The organism is Flavobacterium faecale, from assembly GCF_048320115.1.
GTDB lineage: Bacteria > Bacteroidota > Bacteroidia > Flavobacteriales > Flavobacteriaceae > Flavobacterium > Flavobacterium faecale_A.
The window spans coordinates 3420692-3441169 of sequence record NZ_CP182943.1; the positions used below are offsets into that span (position 1 = coordinate 3420692).

General features: G+C 36.9%; 12 protein-coding genes, 2 tRNA genes and 3 rRNA genes. 9 read left to right on the top strand and 8 right to left on the bottom strand.

Annotated features, from left to right (window positions below; all coding sequences use genetic code 11):
• Window positions 1-38: 38 nt before the first annotated feature.
• Both prfA and ACNH59_RS14220 read right to left on the bottom strand, forming a co-directional pair.
• On the bottom strand, window positions 39-1115 hold the full coding sequence (gene prfA / locus ACNH59_RS14215; RefSeq protein WP_418263187.1) for a peptide chain release factor 1: 1077 nt from the start codon (window positions 1113-1115) through the stop codon (window positions 39-41).
• A 269-nt stretch (window positions 1116-1384) separates the two neighbouring features.
• Window positions 1385-1831 carry a hypothetical protein gene (locus ACNH59_RS14220; protein ID WP_418263188.1) on the bottom strand — a complete coding sequence of 149 codons (447 nt, stop codon included), beginning with the start codon at window positions 1829-1831 and terminating at the stop codon, window positions 1385-1387.
• A gap of 324 nt (window positions 1832-2155) precedes the next feature.
• Here ACNH59_RS14220 and ACNH59_RS14225 point away from each other — a divergent pair, with 324 nt between their 5' ends.
• The 3 genes from ACNH59_RS14225 (at window position 2156) to lysA (ending at window position 6068) form a co-directional block, all read left to right on the top strand.
• Window positions 2156-3475, top strand: coding sequence for a mechanosensitive ion channel family protein (locus tag ACNH59_RS14225; RefSeq protein ID WP_418263189.1), 1320 nt, complete (start codon window positions 2156-2158; stop codon window positions 3473-3475).
• Between the two features lie 236 nt (window positions 3476-3711).
• Window positions 3712-4728: an LLM class flavin-dependent oxidoreductase gene (locus tag ACNH59_RS14230; RefSeq protein WP_418263190.1), complete on the top strand. Its 1017-nt coding sequence runs from the start codon at window positions 3712-3714 to the stop codon at window positions 4726-4728.
• 113 nt (window positions 4729-4841) lie between these two features.
• Complete coding sequence (lysA, locus tag ACNH59_RS14235) at window positions 4842-6068, top strand: diaminopimelate decarboxylase (protein ID WP_418264903.1); 1227 nt, start codon at window positions 4842-4844, stop codon at window positions 6066-6068.
• A 43-nt stretch (window positions 6069-6111) separates the two neighbouring features.
• On the opposite strand, the gene pafA is transcribed toward lysA, so the two are convergent.
• The 6 genes from pafA to ACNH59_RS14265 all read right to left on the bottom strand — a co-directional run bounded on the left by pafA (window position 6112) and on the right by ACNH59_RS14265 (window position 13335).
• The gene (gene pafA, locus ACNH59_RS14240; RefSeq protein WP_418263191.1) at window positions 6112-7719 is read right to left on the bottom strand and encodes an alkaline phosphatase PafA; all 1608 of its coding nucleotides are present in this window, start codon (window positions 7717-7719) and stop codon (window positions 6112-6114) included.
• 354 nt (window positions 7720-8073) lie between these two features.
• A 5S ribosomal RNA gene (gene rrf / locus ACNH59_RS14245) occupies window positions 8074-8183 on the bottom strand.
• 183 nt (window positions 8184-8366) lie between these two features.
• A 23S ribosomal RNA gene (locus ACNH59_RS14250) occupies window positions 8367-11249 on the bottom strand.
• Between the two features lie 193 nt (window positions 11250-11442).
• A tRNA-Ala gene (locus ACNH59_RS14255) sits at window positions 11443-11516 on the bottom strand.
• 101 nt (window positions 11517-11617) lie between these two features.
• Window positions 11618-11691: transfer RNA gene (locus tag ACNH59_RS14260), tRNA-Ile, on the bottom strand.
• 130 nt (window positions 11692-11821) lie between these two features.
• Window positions 11822-13335 (bottom strand): 16S ribosomal RNA (locus ACNH59_RS14265).
• The 16S, 23S and 5S rRNA genes sit together here with 2 tRNA genes alongside, the layout of an rRNA operon.
• A 1155-nt stretch (window positions 13336-14490) precedes the next feature.
• Here ACNH59_RS14265 and thrS point away from each other — a divergent pair.
• The 6 genes from thrS to ACNH59_RS14295 all read left to right on the top strand — a co-directional run bounded on the left by thrS (window position 14491) and on the right by ACNH59_RS14295 (window position 20392).
• Window positions 14491-16437: a threonine--tRNA ligase gene (gene thrS / locus ACNH59_RS14270; protein ID WP_418263192.1), complete on the top strand. Its 1947-nt coding sequence runs from the start codon at window positions 14491-14493 to the stop codon at window positions 16435-16437.
• Between the two features lie 17 nt (window positions 16438-16454).
• Complete coding sequence (gene infC / locus ACNH59_RS14275) at window positions 16455-17012, top strand: translation initiation factor IF-3 (protein ID WP_418264904.1); 558 nt, start codon at window positions 16455-16457, stop codon at window positions 17010-17012.
• A 103-nt stretch (window positions 17013-17115) separates the two neighbouring features.
• Complete coding sequence (rpmI, locus tag ACNH59_RS14280; RefSeq protein WP_011921545.1) at window positions 17116-17313, top strand: 50S ribosomal protein L35; 198 nt, start codon at window positions 17116-17118, stop codon at window positions 17311-17313.
• 167 nt (window positions 17314-17480) lie between these two features.
• A complete protein-coding gene (gene rplT / locus ACNH59_RS14285) occupies window positions 17481-17825 on the top strand; it encodes a 50S ribosomal protein L20 (RefSeq protein WP_077371129.1) in 345 nt (114 codons plus the stop codon).
• Window positions 17826-17981: 156 nt separating this feature from the next.
• The gene (locus ACNH59_RS14290) at window positions 17982-19712 is read left to right on the top strand and encodes a tetratricopeptide repeat-containing sensor histidine kinase (protein WP_418263193.1); all 1731 of its coding nucleotides are present in this window, start codon (window positions 17982-17984) and stop codon (window positions 19710-19712) included.
• A gap of 11 nt (window positions 19713-19723) precedes the next feature.
• Window positions 19724-20392 carry a response regulator gene (locus ACNH59_RS14295; protein ID WP_418263194.1) on the top strand — a complete coding sequence of 223 codons (669 nt, stop codon included), beginning with the start codon at window positions 19724-19726 and terminating at the stop codon, window positions 20390-20392.
• Window positions 20393-20478: the final 86 nt, after the last annotated feature.

Sequence of the window (20478 nt, forward strand, 5' to 3'; positions counted from 1 at the left end):
TTAAAGGCCTCATTTTTTTTATTCAATAAATTCAAAATTTAAAAAACCTCACTTGCTTCCTTTAATTTCTCCATATTATTTACCAATTGTAATTCATCGACAATTTTCTGAATATCACCATTCATGATATTTCCCAAATCGTACAATGTTAATCCCACACGGTGATCGGTCACACGACCTTGAGCGTAATTATAAGTACGAATCTTAGCAGATCTGTCTCCAGAACTTACTTGTGACGTACGCTTAGAAGCATCTTCTTCTTGTTTTTTCGCTAATTCTTGTTCGTATAAACGAGAACGCAATACAATTAAAGCTTTGTCTTTATTTTTATGTTGCGATTTTTGATCTTGACATTGTGCTACTAATCCTGTAGGAATGTGTGTCAAACGCACAGCCGATTTAGTGGTATTTACAGATTGCCCACCAGGTCCTGACGAACAAAAGAAATCCACACGTACATCATTCATATCGATTTGTACATCAAATTCCTCAGCTTCTGGCAATACCATTACCGTTGCTGCCGAAGTATGCACACGTCCTTGAGTCTCAGTTTGTGGAACACGTTGCACACGGTGTACTCCGGCCTCAAACTTCAATGTTCCATACACATCTTCTCCTGTAACTTCAAAAATTACCTCTTTGAAACCTCCAGAAGTCCCTTCATTCATATCTACAACAGAAGTTCTCCAACCTCTATTTTCGCAATACTTAGTATACATACGGAATAAATCTCCAGCAAAAATACTCGCTTCGTCCCCACCCGTTCCAGCACGAATTTCCACCATCACATTCTTCGCATCCTCAGGATCTTTAGGAATTAACATGAATTTGATTTCTTCTTCAAGTTCTGGTAATCGCTCTTTAGCTTCATCCAGCTGCATCTTGGCCATTTCTGTCATATCCGCATCACTACCGTCGGCAATTATTTCATTTGCCTCGTCAATATTAGCCATTAAGAGCACGTACTCGTCTCTCTTTTCAGCTAACGCCTTCAAGTCTTTATATTCTTTATTAAGCTGAACATATCGTTTTTGATCTGCAATTACATCCGGTTGAATAATCAAATCCGAAATTTCATCAAAACGCTGCTTTACTATTTGAAGTCTATCTAACATATCCTTAGTCCTTTATTTGGAGTGCAAAAATACAAAAAAGTATTCAGTTTCCTCTTTGCAAAATTTAGTTTTTTTAATCTGAACATTCCAGCTATATCCCCTCACTTTTATTTAGAAATTGACTCATCATAAAAGTAAGCTTCTAGGAAAGGTTAGCAAATAACAAATTATCACTTTCTATAACTAATTTACTGTATAAGTAATTGTAACATATATTCTCAATTTCCAGTACTAACCGTGGATTAGCAACTAAATCTCAGTTAGAAACCTTAATAAATAGCCTTTATTTGATATTCTGTTTCGTTGAAACGGAAATTATCCCCGTTTTTAAGTCCTCGCATGGCTGCGTATATTGGTGCCTTGGTCGAAATCCCATAAAGTATTTCACCTTGAACTTCAATTTGCTCAATGGATACACAAATGTAAAGAATCAACTTATCGGTCACTACTAAAGCTCCTGGTTCGACAATCGTACTTTCTTTTTCTGGATTTAGTGTTTTAAGAAATTCCATCTCGCGTAAAGCAAAATCAAGCTCATTACCAACAGCATTTAAAAGTTCGATTTTACCTGCTGCTCGATCATCGGTTTGACTTGGAGATTGATCTATTTCAAAAGTATCAGCTGTCATAGCTTCCAATCGGTTTTGAAAACCTACTATTAGTTCATTTTGTTTTTTAATGCAGGCTTCTAATATCAGATTTTTGGGGATGTTCATATAATTTCTAATTTAATATTAATTAATACAAGAATCTAAATGTAGCACATTTTAGGAGACCAAACTTCACAACTGCTAAAAAACACTTGTACCTACTTAACCACATCAATAAGTTGTTTGACTTCAACAATTCACAACTGTACTATTAGCGAAATACAGTTTTAATAAAGTTCCAATCACACTGTGAAAGCATATACACCTATCACTTTTTTATGTAAATATTCACAAAAACCAAACTACATTGTTAAGGAAAGGCTAATACTTCCGTTCAATCCTTTACTTAAATTATGTATGTTAACTTTGCAAAAAAGAAACAAACAAAACATGATTCAATTTAACGACAAAAACACTTCTATACAACTAGACCCAAAATGGTTAATCGATTTTTTTGGCATAGATCCACAAATTGCATCCTATATGAATCTTCCAATTCTATTTTTTGGTCTAATCCTTTGTTGTTTTATTTCTTGGCTTTTAACCAAAAAAATAATTGTAAATTCAATACATAAACTTTTTTTGAAAACAAAGGTTACTTGGGATGACATCTTAATCGAGAAAAAAATATTTGACAAGCTCGCATTGATTATCCCCACTTTAATTATCTTATTTGTAGCTCCTTCCATTTTACACGAGTTTCCAATAATTTCAAAATACACCGTCACTTTTGCTATGATTATTGTTCTAATAGTCATCGTTTGGACTATAAATGCATTACTTGCAGTCTTTAATGAAATTTTATCGAAGTCTCCTATTTTCAAAGACAAGCCTATTTCGAGCTACATTCAGGTATTAAATATTATTGTTTATTTCATAGGTGGAATTTTAATTTTGTCATTACTGCTTGGAAAGAGTCCATTTTACTTTTTGGGTGCCATGGGTGCGATGACAGCAATCTTACTATTAATTTTCAAAGACACTATTTTGGGTTTTGTAGCAAGCATTCAAATGTCAGTATATGATATGGTTCGTGTAGACGATTGGATTGAAATGCCAAAATATGATGCTGATGGTGTTGTATTGTCTATTAATTTAAGCACAGTAAAAGTTCAAAACTGGGACAAGACCATCACAACTATTCCTACTTATGCTTTTATCAATGATTCCTTTAAAAACTGGCGTGGTATGAGTAATTCAGGAGGACGAAGAATCAACAGATCCATTTACCTTAAAGTAAGTAGCTTCTGTTTTTGTAATGAACAAATGCTAGAACAATTTAAAAAATACACGCTTATCAAGGATTACATTTTAGAAAAAGAAGAAGAAATAAAAAAATACAATTCTGGTTTAGCAGATAGTGAATCTAACCCCGTTAATGCATTAAGTTTAACAAACATTGGCGTTTTTAGAGTATATGCCGAAAACTACATTATTGCCAATCCAAACATCAACACCAAAATGACAAATATGGTGAGGCAATTAGACCCAACATCGAAAGGGTTACCACTAGAAATCTATTGTTTCACACACGAAAAACAATGGGAAAAATACGAGCAAATCAAATCGGATATTTTTGATCATTTGCTAACCATTACTTCGCAGTTTCATCTGGAAGTTTTTGAAGAACCTACTGGAAAAGACTTTCATGCCTTAGCTAGCGGTAAGAATCAATTCTCAAATGTACCTCGTTATTATTCACCATCGTAATTTATACGATTAAGAACTATAATAAGGTCAATTTGATAAGATTATTTAAATCAACAAAATAACAACATCTTATAACTTGAAATTCAGCAAAATTGTTTATAAAAAAACAAGTTGGTCTATGCTAAACCACTGTATCTCCTTCAAATCAATTCAAGAACTTTAGTCTTATTTTATGATTTTCATGCAGAAGCAGTTTAGACAACAGCCTTATCTTTGTTGCTATCAAAATAAAAACTATGAACAATCATCCAATCGCTTATTCCGTTTTAGATCTTGCAGTTGTGACTAAAGGAAGTTCCTTCAATGATACCATTAAAAATACGATAGCTCTTGCTCAAAAAGTAGAAGGGTTTGGATACAAGCGTTACTGGTTAGCAGAACATCACAATATGCCTGCCATTGCAAGTAGTGCCACTTCAGTTTTAATTGGTCATGTGGCACAGGCTACAAGAACTTTAAAAGTAGGTTCAGGAGGAATCATGCTCCCTAATCACTCCCCACTTATCATTGCAGAACAGTTTGGAACTTTAGGTACGATTTACCCAAACCGAATTGATCTAGGATTAGGAAGAGCTCCTGGAACCGACCAAGAAACCGCAAGAGCGATTCGCTCCGATTTTATGGATGCTGCACATTCCTTTCCAGATGAAATTGAAAAAATTCAAACCTATTTTGCGAGCAACAATCAAAATGCAAAGGTAAGAGCTCCAATAGCTGAAGGTGTAAATGTTCCAATTTATATTTTAGGTTCAAGCACAGAAAGTGCACATCTAGCAGCAAAAAAAGGACTTCCGTACGCTTTTGCAAGCCACTTTGCAACGGCACAATTATTTACAGCTTTGGAAATATATCGAAAAGAGTTCATGCCTTCAGCACTACTTCAAAAGCCTTACGTAATGGCAGGAATTAATGCATTTATTGCCGATACTGATCAAGAAGCAGAACGAATGGCAACATCTTTTATAAAAATGATAATAAGTTTGCTAACTGGAGCCAAAAGAGAATCTCTTGATGAAGCTTGTGAGATGACAGATGATTTAAGAGAAACTTTCTCCCACCCTACTGTACAACAAATGGCTCGCTACACATTTATTGGTTCTAAAAATAAGGTAAAAACGGAATTAATCGATTTTCTAAATCAAACCGAAATAAATGAATTAATTATCACTACTAACTGCCATAATCAAAATGCACGAATAAAATCCTACCAATTATTAGGAGAAGTTATAAATGAGATTAATAAAAACAAATAACGATTACTTCTAAAAAGACGATAATAATTACAAAACAAACATTATGTTATATTTTGTTAGAAATAGTAAAATGCATTGTAAAACCAATAAAGAATAATAAATTTGCTCAAAAAATTAAAATGCAACCAAAAGACTTACTTCAACTTTCAGAACAATTTGGCAGTCCGCTATATGTGTATGATGCCGAAAAAATAAAATCACAATACAATAGATTAACTAAAGCTTTCTCTAAAGTAGAAAAACTGCGTATAAATTACGCAATGAAAGCATTATCTAACGTTGCGATACTTCAATTACTAGAAGGAATGGGTTCAGGATTGGATACCGTTTCTATCCAAGAAGTACAATTAGGACTTCATGCAGGATATTCTCCAGAGCGTATTTTTTACACACCAAACGGAGTTTCTCTAGAAGAAATCGAAGAAGTAAATGCACTAGGTGTTCAAATCAATATTGACAACCTTTCAATACTAGAACAATTTGGAGCCAAACATCCAAATGTTCCTGTTTGTATTCGTATAAATCCTCACGTAATGGCGGGTGGAAATGCAAACATTTCAGTAGGACATATTGACAGTAAATTTGGTATCTCTGTACACCAATTACCACATCTAGTTCGTATTGTTGAAAATACCAAAATGAACATCGTAGGGATACACATGCACACTGGATCTGACATCTTAGATATTGAAGTATTCTTATATGCTGCCGAAATCTTATTTGACGCTGCAAGACACTTTAAAGACTTAGAATTTTTAGATTTCGGAAGCGGATTCAAAGTTCCATACAAAAAAGACGATATAGAAACGGATATTGAAGAATTAGGGAAAAAATTATCCAAAAGATTCAATGAATTTTGTACAGAATACGGTAAAAACTTAACCTTAATCTTTGAACCAGGAAAATTCTTGGTGAGTGAAGCTGGTTATTTCTTAGCTAAAGTTAATGTTGTTAAACAGACAACGTCAACTGTCTTTGCAGGCATTGATAGTGGATTTAACCATTTAATACGTCCAATGTTTTATGGTTCGTCACACCATATTGAAAACATTTCTAATCCAAAAGGAAAAGAACGCTTTTATTCTGTGGTAGGATATATTTGCGAAACAGATACATTTGCTAACAACCGTAGGATTTCAGAAATAAATGAAGGTGATATTTTAAGTTTTAGAAATGCAGGAGCATATTGCTTCTCAATGGCATCTAATTACAACTCAAGATACAAACCAGCTGAAGTACTTTGGATGAACGGTCAAGGACATCTTATTCGTGCACATGAAACCTTTGAAGACTTAATAAAAGGTCAAATAGGTTTACCTCAAATAGCTGATGCTCAATAAAAACAAAAAATCCCATTCCAATCGAAATGGGATTTTTTTTATATTATTTATCTAGAACCTCTGATAATACATTTGCTTCTGTACCATTAGGAAAAGAGACTTTTATTTTTTGTGCTATAGTTGGAGCAATTTGTGTTATTGATTTTTTTTCAAAAGACTCTCCTTTTTTGATATGCCATCCATAAAAGATTGCTGGAACATGAGTATCATATACATAAGGAGTACCATGAGAAGTACCTTTACCTCCATGTCCTCCAGGTTTATCAAGAATAACTAAATCACCACTTTGTTTAGGATCATAACCTTTTGATATAAAACTTAAAAAATAATCTGATCCCGTATCAGCAAGAATCTCTTCCTCTAAATACACTCTTTTTATATGTGGAAAAGTCATTAAATACTCTTTAAACAAAGTTTTTACCTTATTTAAATCAATGCCTTTTTCTTGAATTATTTTTTTATTAAAAAATAAATTATCATTAGAGTAATTTAATACAACATCCGCTCCAAAGGTAGTTTTTGAATATTGACGAAGCCCACTTACCAACTCCTTAGAATTAATATTTTGTACATTATATTTATTATCTCTTAAAAAACTCGCATTCTCTTCTGCAGCATGATCAGCAGTTAAAAATAACAGATAATTACCTTTACCCACCTTTTTATCTAGATAAGAAAGAAAGTCTGTAATAGTTTCGTCTAAACGTAAATAAGTGTCTTGAATCTCTCTTGAACGAGAACTTGTCAAATGACCAACATAATCTGTTGAAGAAAAACTAACCGTTAAAAAATCAGTATCACTATCCGTACCTAAATTTTCATTAGCAATCGTTTCTTTAGCAAAATCAGCTAAAAAATTATTCCCAAAAGGGGTGGATTTTATGATTTTAGCACCATTTTTTTCATACATTGATTTTAAGTCATACGGAAAAACAGGCTTCTTACTTCCAAACAAAAGTCCTTCATAATTATTATCATCTGTCAAACTTTCATTATAAACCGATTCTGGTTTTAACAAATTCCAATCTTTATCTAAATAAGAAGCGTATTTTTTTCTAGCATTAAACTCCATAACCCAATTAGGTAATTTAGTACCATAAAAACTACTAGAAATAAAATTGCCCGTATCACTAAGCCAAAAAGCCCAATTAGCAAAGTGACCAGCTGGCAAAATAGCACCACGATCTTTAATACTAATTCCAATTACTTTACCTCTAAAATTTGTATCTAACCGCAATTCGTCAGTAATTGTAGTTGTTTCTAAATTAACAGGGGACATCATTCCCTCAATTTTATTTCCATCTCCTAACAGAGTTACCGATGCATCTTCTGCACAATATCTTGATTTTCCTACCGATTTATCAAACCAATCATTTGCAAGTATTCCATGAATAGAAGGAGTTGTTCCTGTATATATAGATGCATGTCCCGGTCCAGTATATGTTGGCATATAATTGAAGTGCATGTTTTGAAAAACATATCCCCCATTCATCAATCTTTTAAAGCCATTCTCCGAGAAATCATCTTGAAAACGATATAAATATTCCATTTTCATTTGATCCACAACGATTCCAACCACTAATTTTGGACGTTCTTGGGCATTTATTTGATTGAATAAAGTAATTGTTAAAAGTAAAAATATTTTTTTCATAGTATCTATTGCTTATTGTAAGTAAAAATAAGGACAAAATAGAGCCAAACAAAAAAACAACATCAAATAAATAACAAGGATATGAATATATTCAAATTAGCAGAAAAGTTTGTAAAACAAAAAAAACCGTTTCGTTAGAAACAGGGTTTTAAAGACACGAGGGCAAAGCCCGAACTGAGCGAAGCTAAAGGCGACGACATACTCTCCCACATAACTGCAGTACTCCCGATGTTTCGGGACTCCGGCGAGCTTAACTACTCTGTTCGGATTAACTTTTACCTTATTTTTTTAAAAAATAAAACAAAAAAAGCTATAAAACAAAAAACCCCGTTTCGTTAGAAACAGGGTTTTAAAGAAAGGCGACGACATACTCTCCCACATAACTGCAGTACCATCTGCGCAGGCGGGCTTAACTACTCTGTTCGGGATGGGAAGAGGTGAGCCCCGCCGCAATAACCACCTTAAGATTATAGCCCCCTCCAACTCCCCCAAAGGGGGAGAGCCAACCGCGTGATGTTTGGCGTTCCTTTACTAAAAAAGGCATGGAGGGACAAATATCTTAACATACTGAGATAAAGAAAATTTTATTTATTAGAAAGTTTCGCCAGCCCTCTTGTTCCCCCTTCGGGGGTTAGGGGGCTGACCTTGTACATAAGCTTACAGGTTATTAGTACTACTCGACTATGACATTACTGCCTTTACATCTATAGCCTATCAACGTGGTCATCTCCCACGACCTTTAAAAGAAATCTCATCTTGTGGTGGGTTTCGCGCTTATATGCTTTCAGCGCTTATCCCTTCCAAACGTAGCTACTCTGCAGTGCCACTGGCGTGACAACAGATACACTAGAGGTTTGTCCAATTCGGTCCTCTCGTACTAGAATCAGATCCACTCAAATTTCTTGCGCCCACAGTAGATAGAGACCGAACTGTCTCACGACGTTCTGAACCCAGCTCGCGTGCCACTTTAATGGGCGAACAGCCCAACCCTTGGGACCTTCTCCAGCCCCAGGATGTGACGAGCCGACATCGAGGTGCCAAACCCCCCCGTCGATATGAGCTCTTGGGGGAGATCAGCCTGTTATCCCCGGCGTACCTTTTATCCTTTGAGCGATGGCCCTTCCATGCGGAACCACCGGATCACTATGCTCTACTTTCGTACCTGATCGACCTGTATGTCTCTCAGTCAAGCTCCCTTATGCCATTGCACTCTTCGCACGGTTACCAAGCGTACTGAGGGAACCTTTAGAAGCCTCCGTTACTCTTTTGGAGGCGACCACCCCAGTCAAACTACCCACCAAGCAATGTCCTCCGCAACGCGGAGTTAGGCCTCAGATAAACAAAGGGTTGTATTTCAACAATGACTCCACAACGCCTAGCGACGCCACTTCACAGTCTCCAACCTATCCTACACATCATTTATCCAAGGTCAATACTAAGCTATAGTAAAGGTGCACAGGGTCTTTTCGTCCCACTGCGGGTAAACGGCATCTTCACCGTTACTACAATTTCACCGAGCTCATGGCTGAGACAGTGTCCAGATCGTTACACCATTCGTGCAGGTCGGAACTTACCCGACAAGGAATTTCGCTACCTTAGGACCGTTATAGTTACGGCCGCCGTTTACTGGGGCTTCAATTCAATGCTTCTCCGAAGATAACATCTCCTCTTAACCTTCCAGCACCGGGCAGGTGTCAGGCCCTATACTTCATCTTACGATTTTGCAGAGCCCTGTGTTTTTGATAAACAGTCGCCTGGACCTCTTCACTGCGGCCAGCATTGCTGCTGGCGACCCTTCTCCCGAAGTTACGGGTCTATTTTGCCTAATTCCTTAGCCATGAATCTCTCGAGCACCTTAGAATTCTCATCTCGACTACCTGTGTCGGTTTGCGGTACGGGTACTAATTACCTGAAGTTTAGAGGTTTTTCTTGGAAGCCCTTAGGCGCACTATCTCTTTGTCCGAAGACTCCGAGTACTATCGTATTTCCCCAAAAACCGTGGATTTGCCTGCGGTTCTTATAGGTAGGTACTTCAACGAACTATTCCGTCAGTTCGCGGCGCTTTCATCACTCCGTCACCCCATCACAGTAATTAGTAGTACGGGAATATTAACCCGTGGTCCATCGACTGTCCCTTTCGGGTTCGCCTTAGGTCCCGACTAACCCACAGCTGATTAGCATAGCTGTGGAAACCTTAGTCTTTCGGTGTGCGGGTTTCTCGCCCGCATTATCGTTACTTATGCCTACATTTTCTTTTCTAACCAGTCCAGCTCTCCTTACGAAAAACCTTCAACCCTGTTAGAATGCTCCCCTACCACTTTGTATTGCTACAAAATCCATAGCTTCGGTAATATACTTATGCCCGATTATTATCCATGCTCGTCCGCTCGACTAGTGAGCTGTTACGCACTCTTTAAATGAATGGCTGCTTCCAAGCCAACATCCTAGCTGTCTGGGCAGACAAACCGCGTTCTTTCAACTTAGTATATATTTGGGGACCTTAGCTGATGGTCTGGGTTCTTTCCCTCTCGGACTTGGACCTTAGCACCCAAGCCCTCACTGCTGGTAAACATTATATAGCATTCGGAGTTTGTCAGGAATTGGTAGGCGGTGAAGCCCCCGCATCCAATCAGTAGCTCTACCTCTATATAACTTATAACCAGCGCTGCACCTAAATGCATTTCGGGGAGTACGAGCTATTTCCGAGTTTGATTGGCCTTTCACCCCTACCCACAGATCATCCCAAGACTTTTCAACGTCAACGGGTTCGGTCCTCCACTTTGGGTTAACAAAGCTTCAACCTGTCCATGGGTAGATCACACGGTTTCGCGTCTAACACTACTGACTAAAGCGCCCTATTCAGACTCGCTTTCGCTACGGATCCGTGGCTTAACCACTTATCCTTGCCAGCAACGTTAACTCGTAGGCTCATTATGCAAAAGGCACGCCGTCACCCCACCAAAGGGCTCCGACCGCTTGTAAGCGTATGGTTTCAGGATCTATTTCACTCCGTTATTCACGGTTCTTTTCACCTTTCCCTCACGGTACTGGTTCACTATCGGTCTCTCAGGAGTATTTAGCCTTAGCGGATGGTCCCGCCAAATTCAGACAGGGTTTCACGTGCCCCGCCCTACTCAGGATACCACTATTTATTATACTCGTTACCCATACGGGGCTATCACCCTCTATGGCGTCACTTTCCAGTAACTTCCGGTTCCTTGTACATAAAATCTCGTGGTCCTACAACCCCAACATTGCCTTAACAACATTGGTTTGGGCTAATCCGCGTTCGCTCGCCACTACTTACGGAATCACTTTTGTTTTCTTCTCCTCCGCCTACTTAGATGTTTCAGTTCAGCGGGTTTGCCCACCTATCGGTGTACTATGTCTTCAACATAGTGGGTTGCCCCATTCGGATACCTACGGATCAATTTGTGTGTGCCAATCCCCGTAGCTTTTCGCAGCTTATCACGTCCTTCTTCGCCTCTGAGAGCCTAGGCATCCCCCATACGCCCTTATTTTGCTTATTGTACCAATCATAAAATTAATTATGACCGTTATTTTTTGTCTTTTACTATCACTAGCAAAAAACTCTTTCTACTTATTTTTTACTTTTCTTATCTCAATATGTCAATGAACTTTAAGCCCCCTCCAGCTCCCCCGAAGGGGGAGAGCCGATTGCTCTGTATTCCTCCCTTTTGGGGAGGTTAGGAGGGGCCTTTGTGGAGAATAACGGAGTCGAACCGTTGACCTCCTGCGTGCAAGGCAGGCGCTCTAGCCAGCTGAGCTAATCCCCCGTATCTAGTTGTCAGTTAACAGTATTCAGTTAACAGTTTTTTGAAACGGTTCACTTTTCGTGTAACTCAACCTCTAAAATTTCCTCTTAAGTATAAAATAGTAGTCCCGGGCAGACTCGAACTGCCGACCCCTACATTATCAGTGTAGTACTCTAACCAGCTGAGCTACGAGACTCTGTTTTTACTTAATTCTTTTTTCAATTTCTTTAAATTAACAGCAAGAGTAATAAATTCTCAATATTCTAAATCCGAAAGATTCTTCGTCTTTTTCCCTAGCGTGCTAAAAGCTAACACTAAGGCTCTAGAAAGGAGGTGTTCCAGCCGCACCTTCCGGTACGGCTACCTTGTTACGACTTAGCCCTAGTTACCAGTTTTACCCTAGGCAGCTCCTTGCGGTCACCGACTTCAGGCACCCCCAGCTTCCATGGCTTGACGGGCGGTGTGTACAAGGCCCGGGAACGTATTCACCGGATCATGGCTGATATCCGATTACTAGCGATTCCAGCTTCACGGAGTCGAGTTGCAGACTCCGATCCGAACTGAGAACGGTTTTGTAGATTCGCACCTGGTCGCCCAGTGGCTGCTCTCTGTACCGTCCATTGTAGCACGTGTGTAGCCCAAGGCGTAAGGGCCGTGATGATTTGACGTCATCCCCACCTTCCTCACAGTTTACACTGGCAGTCTTGTTAGAGTTCCCGACTTGACTCGCTGGCAACTAACAACAGGGGTTGCGCTCGTTATAGGACTTAACCTGACACCTCACGGCACGAGCTGACGACAACCATGCAGCACCTTGTAATTTGTCTTGCGAAAGATCTGTTTCCAAATCGGTCAAACTACATTTAAGCCTTGGTAAGGTTCCTCGCGTATCATCGAATTAAACCACATGCTCCACCGCTTGTGCGGGCCCCCGTCAATTCCTTTGAGTTTCAAACTTGCGTTCGTACTCCCCAGGTGGGATACTTATCACTTTCGCTTAGCCACTGAGATTGCTCCCAACAGCTAGTATCCATCGTTTACGGCGTGGACTACCAGGGTATCTAATCCTGTTCGCTACCCACGCTTTCGTCCATCAGCGTCAATATATCAGTAGTAACCTGCCTTCGCAATTGGTATTCCATGTAATCTCTAAGCATTTCACCGCTACACTACATATTCTAGTTACTTCCTAATAATTCAAGTTTAGCAGTATCAATGGCCGTTCCACCGTTGAGCGATGGGCTTTCACCACTGACTTACTAAACCGCCTACGGACCCTTTAAACCCAATGATTCCGGATAACGCTTGGATCCTCCGTATTACCGCGGCTGCTGGCACGGAGTTAGCCGATCCTTATTCTTACGATACCGTCAAGCTCCTACACGTAGGAGTGTTTCTTCTCGTACAAAAGCAGTTTACAATCCATAGGACCGTCATCCTGCACGCGGCATGGCTGGTTCAGACTTGCGTCCATTGACCAATATTCCTCACTGCTGCCTCCCGTAGGAGTCTGGTCCGTGTCTCAGTACCAGTGTGGGGGATCTCCCTCTCAGGACCCCTACCCATCGTAGCCTTGGTAAGCCGTTACCTTACCAACAAGCTAATGGGACGCATGCTCATCTTTCACCGTTGTGACTTTAATTATAAAGTGATGCCAATTCATAATACTATGAGGTATTAATCCAAATTTCTCTGGGCTATCCCTCTGTGAAAGGTAGATTGCATACGCGTTACGCACCCGTGCGCCGGTCTCTAGGTCCGAAAACCTATACCCCTCGACTTGCATGTGTTAAGCCTGCCGCTAGCGTTCATCCTGAGCCAGGATCAAACTCTTCATCGTATATTGTGCGTCCGCCGTGGCGGACTATTAATTGTCGACTCAGTATCTATCGGTTTTTATTCGAATCTATCGATTCTATTACTCTTATTCTTTTGTTCTAACATCTCTGTTAAAACGGCTGTCAATTCAATATGTCTAGGAACGTATTCTTCTTTTTTTTATCCTCGTTAACCACATTCTCATGTGTTTCTCGAAGCGGGTGCAAAAGTAAAAAACTCTTTTGTTTCTGGCAAGAAAAAATTAAAGTTTTTTTTTAGAATTTTATTTCTATTTCTTTAACCTCTCTTATCAATAACTCAATGAACTTCTCTATTCTTGCGGGGTGCAAATGTAAAACGTAAATCCTAATCTCACAAGCTTTTTTTGATATTTTTTCTAGAAGAATTTCTCCCTCTTTATTTCTCTTAAAACCTGTCAGTATTTCGATGAACGCATTCGCTGTTGCGGGTGCAAAAGTAGTGAGTCTTCCCAATTAAACAATACCCCACAACAACCTTTTTTTAATCTTTTTTACAATATGCTGAAAATGCATTGTTTATGTTTTTGCATTTGTAGGAATTTAGCGTTTTTATTATCGGGAATACTATGGACCATATCGTAATCACTCGTATTATTAGACTATTTTCAGTATTTGCGTCTGATTATTTCAAGAACTTAATGTAATTCTATATCATTATAAGAGTACTTCAGTGTTTTTCCACTTCAACCTACACCCTACCCCAAACCAAAACAGCACTTTTTATTCCTATAATATAGGTAACACTATTTACTCCCCACTATACAGACATTCTACATAAAATCGTTATGTAAAAAATAAATCTTCATCTTTAGCCCCGATAGTAGCGGCATCCTGTTGTGTTGCCTAAGCATAAACAACAGATATAGCGAATAGCGGGACAAAAGCCAATAATGAAAACTATTCTAAGTGCTCCAAAAAACATATCTCAACACCTAATAATTATTATTTCACCTTTAAAAAAACACCCCAATATAGCCAAACGCTAAAAACACCGTCTCAACATCAACATTAAACTCACCCAACCAAAATCAAATTATTAATCACTAAGTTTTACAAAACATAAAAACAAACGCTACATATATATTGTATGTATTTTTGTAATCATATATATTTGCAGTCTTAAAATTAAACAAACAATGATTAAGATTACTTTACCCGATGGGTCAGTTAGAGAGTATGCACCAAACGTAACACCTATGGATGTTGCCAAGAGCATTAGCGAAGGTTTTGCCAGAAATGTAATTTCAGCATCTTTCAACACCATAACCATTGAAACTTCTACTCCTTTGACCACTGATGGTAGTCTTGTTCTTTACACTTGGAATGACGAAGGAGGAAAGAAAGCTTTTTGGCACTCGACTTCACACGTAATGGCTCAAGTTCTTGAGGAATTATACCCTGGAATTAAATTAACATTAGGACCGGCTATTGCAAATGGTTTCTACTATGACGTAGATTTTGAAGAACACAAAATCACTGAAGCAGATTTTAAAAAAATCGAAGACCGAGTATTAGAAATTTCTAGAGGAAAACACGAGTTTAAAATGCATCCTGTAACTAAAGCGGAAGCATTAGAAATGTACAAGGACAACGTTTACAAAACAGAATTGATTTCTAATCTTGAAGATGGCACCATTACTTTTTGCGATCACGATACTTTTACCGATTTATGCCGAGGCGGTCACATTCCAAACACAGGAATCATCAAAGCCATGAAAGTGATGAGCGTTGCTGGTGCCTACTGGAGAGGTGATGAAAAAAACAAACAATTAACTCGAGTTTACGGAACTTCATTCCCAAAACAAAAAGATTTAACTGAATATTTAGCCTTACTTGAAGAAGCAAAAAGACGTGACCACAGAAAACTAGGCAAAGAATTAGAATTATTTGCTTTTTCACAAAAAGTAGGTCAAGGTCTTCCGCTATGGCTACCAAAAGGAGCCGCTTTAAGAGAACGTTTGGAGCAATTTTTAAAAAAAGCTCAAAAAAAAGCAGGTTATGAACAAGTAGCTACTCCTCATATTGGACAAAAAGAACTTTATGTAACTTCTGGACACTATGCTAAATATGGAGCTGACAGTTTCCAACCTATAAGTACTCCAAACGAAGGAGAGGAATTTTTATTAAAACCAATGAACTGCCCTCACCATTGTGAAATTTTCAACGTTCGCCCTTGGTCTTATAAAGATCTACCGAAACGTTATGCTGAATTTGGAACCGTTTACCGTTACGAGCAAAGTGGAGAATTACATGGTTTAACTCGTGTAAGAGGTTTTACTCAAGACGATGCACATATCTTTTGTACACCTGAACAACTCGACGAGGAATTTAAGAAGGTTATCGACTTAGTTTTATATGTTTTTGGATCATTAGGATTTGAAGATTTCACAGCACAAATTTCACTAAGAGATCAAGAAAACAGGGAAAAATATATTGGTACAGATGAAAACTGGGAGAAAGCAGAATCGGCTATTATCAATGCCGCTGCTGACAAAGGTTTGAAAACTGTAGTTGAATATGGCGAAGCGGCTTTCTATGGCCCTAAGTTGGATTTCATGGTCAAAGACGCCCTAGGGAGACAATGGCAACTGGGAACGATCCAAGTAGACTACAACCTACCGGAGCGTTTTGACTTAACCTACAAAGGATCAGACAATGAATTGCACCGTCCTGTAATGATTCACAGAGCTCCTTTTGGTTCAATGGAGCGATTTATAGCTATTTTACTAGAGCATACTGCGGGTAATTTCCCACTTTGGCTGATGCCGGAACAGGCTATTATCTTGTCTTTGAGCGAGAAATATGAAATATATGCTAAAAAAGTTTTAGATTTGCTAGAAAATCACGAAATTCGCGCCCTCATTGACAACCGAAACGAAACCATTGGTAAGAAAATCAGAGACGCGGAGATGCAAAAAATCCCGTTTATGCTGATTGTAGGTGAAGAAGAGGAGAAAAATGGAACAATTTCCATTCGTCGTCACGGTCAAGAAGGAAAAGGAAACATTACGATAACAATAGAGGAATTTGCTGCTATTGTTGACGAAGAGATAAAAAAGACATTAAAAGTATTTACAGTTTAACTTAAATTTATAAAGCCATAGCAATAAGAAGCAACAGAGGTTACCAACCTCGCGTAGAAAAGAAAGATGCCCACAGAATTAATAATAATATTCGTGGAATACAAGAAGTAAGACTCGTAGGTGAAAATATTGAACCAGGAGTTTTTAAACTTTCTGAAGCATTAAAACTAGCTGATCAATTTGAATTGGATCTAGTTGAAATTTCGCCAAATGCAGAGCCACCGGTTTGCAAGATTATGGATTACAAAAAATTTGTTTACGAACAAAAGAAACGTGATAAAATCTTAAAAGCTAAATCGACACAGGTTACTGTAAAAGAAATTCGTTTTGGTCCTCAAACAGATGAGCATGATTATGAATTCAAAAGAAAAAATGCTGAAAAATTCTTAAAGGAAGGTTCAAAATTAAAAGCTTTTGTATTCTTTAAAGGTCGTTCGATTATTTATAAAGATCAAGGGCAAATTCTATTATTACGTTTGGCTCAAGATTTGGAAGAATTTGGTAAAGTTGAAGCGATGCCAGTTCTTGAAGGAAAGCGAATGATTATGTTCATTGCTCCTAAAAAGAAAAAATAAGAAGTATTCAGTTTACAGTTTTTAGTAATTAGTTAAAAACCTGAAACAATAAACTTGAAACAAAAAATAAGTAAGTAAGAATAAATTAAAACACTAGGAAAAAATGCCTAAAATGAAAACTAAATCTAGCGCCAAGAAACGTTTTAAAGTTACTGGTTCTGGAAAAATTAAAAGAAAGCATGCTTTCAAAAGTCACATCTTGACTAAAAAATCTAAAAAACGTAAATTAGCTTTGACTCACTCAGCGCTAGTTCACAAAACAGATGAGAAAAGCATCAAACAACAATTAAGAATCATCTAAATGGTTGATAGTTGACGGTTGATTGTTGATGGACTTATATCCAATAACTGACAACCAACAACGAACAACTAGATTCTAGGTTAAAACAATTTAATAACCTTGGAGTATGGCCTATAAGTGCTCTTGATTCAATTCGGGCCGCCTGCTACAAAAAAAAAGTAAAAATTATGCCAAGATCGGTAAACTCAGTTGCTAAAAGAGCAAGAAGAAAAAAAATAATGAAGCAAGCCAAAGGTTTCTTTGGTAGACGTAAAAACGTTTGGACAGTTGCTAAAAATGCGGTAGAAAAAGCAATGTGCTATGCATACCGCGATAGAAAAGTGAACAAAAGAAATTTCCGTTCATTATGGATTCAACGTATCAACGCTGGAGCTAGATTAGAAGGAATGTCTTATTCACAATTCATGGGTAAAGTAAAATCTAACGGAATCGAATTGAACAGAAAAGTTCTTGCAGATTTAGCGATGAACCACCCTGAAGCTTTCAAAGCTGTACTTAATAAAGTAAAATAAACGTTTTATCAACCTCAATTTAAGCTTACTTACTTATATAGAAACCTCATCCGCCTAGGCGAGATGGGGTTTTTTGTTTTAAAAAATGTTCAAAAAAAGCTTTAATATTTTAGACTAACACAATATACTTATTAAGAAAAATAGTATTTTAGTCTCATGATTTCCAAACACCACTTTCTTACAATACTACTCCTATTAACACTACTTTTTTCTTTCTTTTCTTGTAAAGAAAAAGCAAAAAGTACTGTTGTTAACGAAAATGAAACGACTGAAGAGATTGAAGAGTACATAAAACTAGGAGAAAAATACCATAAAGAGTCCGAATTTAATAAAGCATTTTATTGCTTTGACAAAGCAAAAAGCATTTGTAATCCCAATAAAAATACCCAAAAATATGTTTACACAATTACATATTTAACATCTATTCTACAAATACACGGAGATTATGCAAGTGCAGAAACTATCGCAACAGAAGCAATTCCATACATTTCAAATGTAAAAAATGAAAATTTCAAATGGCGCATTTATAGTATTTTAGGATTAAATCACATACATACTTTAGATTACCAAAGCGCTCTATACTATTTCAATAAATCAATTTCATTCAAAACAGATTCGGAGCGAAAACTCACAAGCCAACTAAACATTGGCTACATTTCTCTAAAAAAGAAAGAGTACTATAATGCTATAAAAATACTTGAACCCTTATTGTCAAAAAAAGAAATTATTAATAATCTTCAATTATACTCTACAACTTTAAACTATTTAGGTTATTGTTATTATAAAACTGGAAACAATAAAGCTATTTCGTATTTAATGAAAGCTCTAGATATCAACCTAAATTATAAAGAATTTTTACCCGACGAGTGGGAACTTGTAACCAGCTACATATATTTATACGAGTTTTACTCAGAGAAAGCTCCAAAAGAAGCCATTAGATACGCCAACTTAGCTTACCAGAAAGCAACTGAACTAAGAAGTGCTGATGATCAATTAACCGCCTTAAAACACTTAATCCAACATAGCCACGGAAACCAACTTAAACAATACTCCCTGAAATATATAACGCTAAATGACAGCATTACTAGAGTTAGGCAAATAGCCAAAAATCAATTTGCAAAAATAAAGTACGATTCGAAAAAAGAAAAAGAAGAAAACCAAAGGCTGAAAACTGAAAAAGCCTTACGGCAAGAACAACAAAAATTAAAAAATTTGGTACTCTATCTTGCGATAGGAATTATACTCATCGTAGCGGTTTTTATAATTTATTTACAAGTCGAAAAAAACAAAAAAGAAAAACTAAAAACATCCTATGATACAGAAACAAGAATCTCAAAAAAACTACATGATGAATTAGCTAATGATCTCTATCAAACCATTGCTTTTACTGAATCACATGATTTAAATTCGATTGAAAACAAAGAAAAGCTATTAGAAAATTTAGATCTAATTTATTCAACCACAAGAAATATTTCTAGAGAAAACAGCCCAATAGAAACCGGAGCGCCTTTTGCAGCTAATTTAAAGGAAATGATTCAAGAATTTAGCAATGAATCCGTAAGTATTGTAGTTAAAAATTTAGAGCTCATTGATTGGAAGAAAGTAGATCCTAACAAAAAAATCATCATACATAGAGTACTACAAGAGCTTTTGATCAATATGAAAAAACATAGTCAATGTAAATTCACGATACTTTTATTTAAGGATTCGAAGAAAGGAATCATTATCAATTATGCAGACAATGGAATTGGTGTAGATCTAGAGAAAACTAAAAACAGGAACGGACTCTCTAACGTTGAAAACAGAATCAATAGTATTAACGGTAAAATAAAATTCGAATCTCATCCAAATAAAGGGTTTAAAGTATCTATAAACATTCCAACTTAACACTTCTTATTATGTTTAAAAAAGTTTTAATTTCTGAAGATATCGACAGCATTGGCATGACATTAAAGTTAATGCTTGAAAAACTTAAAATTGAAGAAGTTCATCAAGTTAGCCATTGTGATGAAGCCTTTCTGAAAATAAAAAAAGCAATATTAGAGCAACAACCTTATGACTTACTCATTTGTGATCTTTCTTTCAAAGACAGTCATATAAATACAACACTATTCACTGGTGAAGAATTAATTAATACCGTTAAAACAATACAACCTGATATTAAAATAGTTGTCTACAGCATTGAGGACAAATCGTACCGCATAAAATATTTGTTTGAAAAATCAGGAATCAATGCATATATCTTAAAAGGTAGAAACAGTATCCCTACATTACAAAAAGCAATTCAAGACATCTATTTGAATCATGAGGTTGTCATCCCTATCGAAATAGAACAGAAATTAAATGATCGCAATCTTATAGAAATTGACGATTATGACATTTCAATTCTACAATTAATGTCCAAAGGATACACCTTGGAAGAAATTTCAACCTACTTCAAAACGAACACTATCAACCCTAGTAGCAGTAGCAGTATCGAAAAAAAAATTACAAAACTTAAATCTTATTTTAAAGCTAACAACAACGTCCAACTAATTGCCTTGTCTAAAGATTTAGGAATTATTTAATATCCCATCATCTCTCTATGTACGTAATCGATTGTAAATCGATTACACCTATTTTCCTGCTTATTTTCTTGAAATAAACACTCAAA

Excerpts from the sequence above, each read along its gene's own strand:
- prfA (WP_418263187.1), bottom strand. The coding sequence starts at position 1,115 with ATGTTAGATAGACTTCAAATAGTAAAGCAGCGTTTTGATGAAATTTCG.
- ACNH59_RS14220 (WP_418263188.1), bottom strand. The coding sequence starts at position 1,831 with ATGAACATCCCCAAAAATCTGATATTAGAAGCCTGCATTAAAAAACAA.
- ACNH59_RS14225 (WP_418263189.1), top strand. The coding sequence starts at position 2,156 with ATGATTCAATTTAACGACAAAAACACTTCTATACAACTAGACCCAAAA.
- ACNH59_RS14230 (WP_418263190.1), top strand. The coding sequence starts at position 3,712 with ATGAACAATCATCCAATCGCTTATTCCGTTTTAGATCTTGCAGTTGTG.
- pafA (WP_418263191.1), bottom strand. The coding sequence starts at position 7,719 with ATGAAAAAAATATTTTTACTTTTAACAATTACTTTATTCAATCAAATA.
- thrS (WP_418263192.1), top strand. The coding sequence starts at position 14,491 with ATGATTAAGATTACTTTACCCGATGGGTCAGTTAGAGAGTATGCACCA.
- rpmI (WP_011921545.1), top strand. The coding sequence starts at position 17,116 with ATGCCTAAAATGAAAACTAAATCTAGCGCCAAGAAACGTTTTAAAGTT.
- rplT (WP_077371129.1), top strand. The coding sequence starts at position 17,481 with ATGCCAAGATCGGTAAACTCAGTTGCTAAAAGAGCAAGAAGAAAAAAA.
- ACNH59_RS14290 (WP_418263193.1), top strand. The coding sequence starts at position 17,982 with ATGATTTCCAAACACCACTTTCTTACAATACTACTCCTATTAACACTA.
- ACNH59_RS14295 (WP_418263194.1), top strand. The coding sequence starts at position 19,724 with ATGTTTAAAAAAGTTTTAATTTCTGAAGATATCGACAGCATTGGCATG.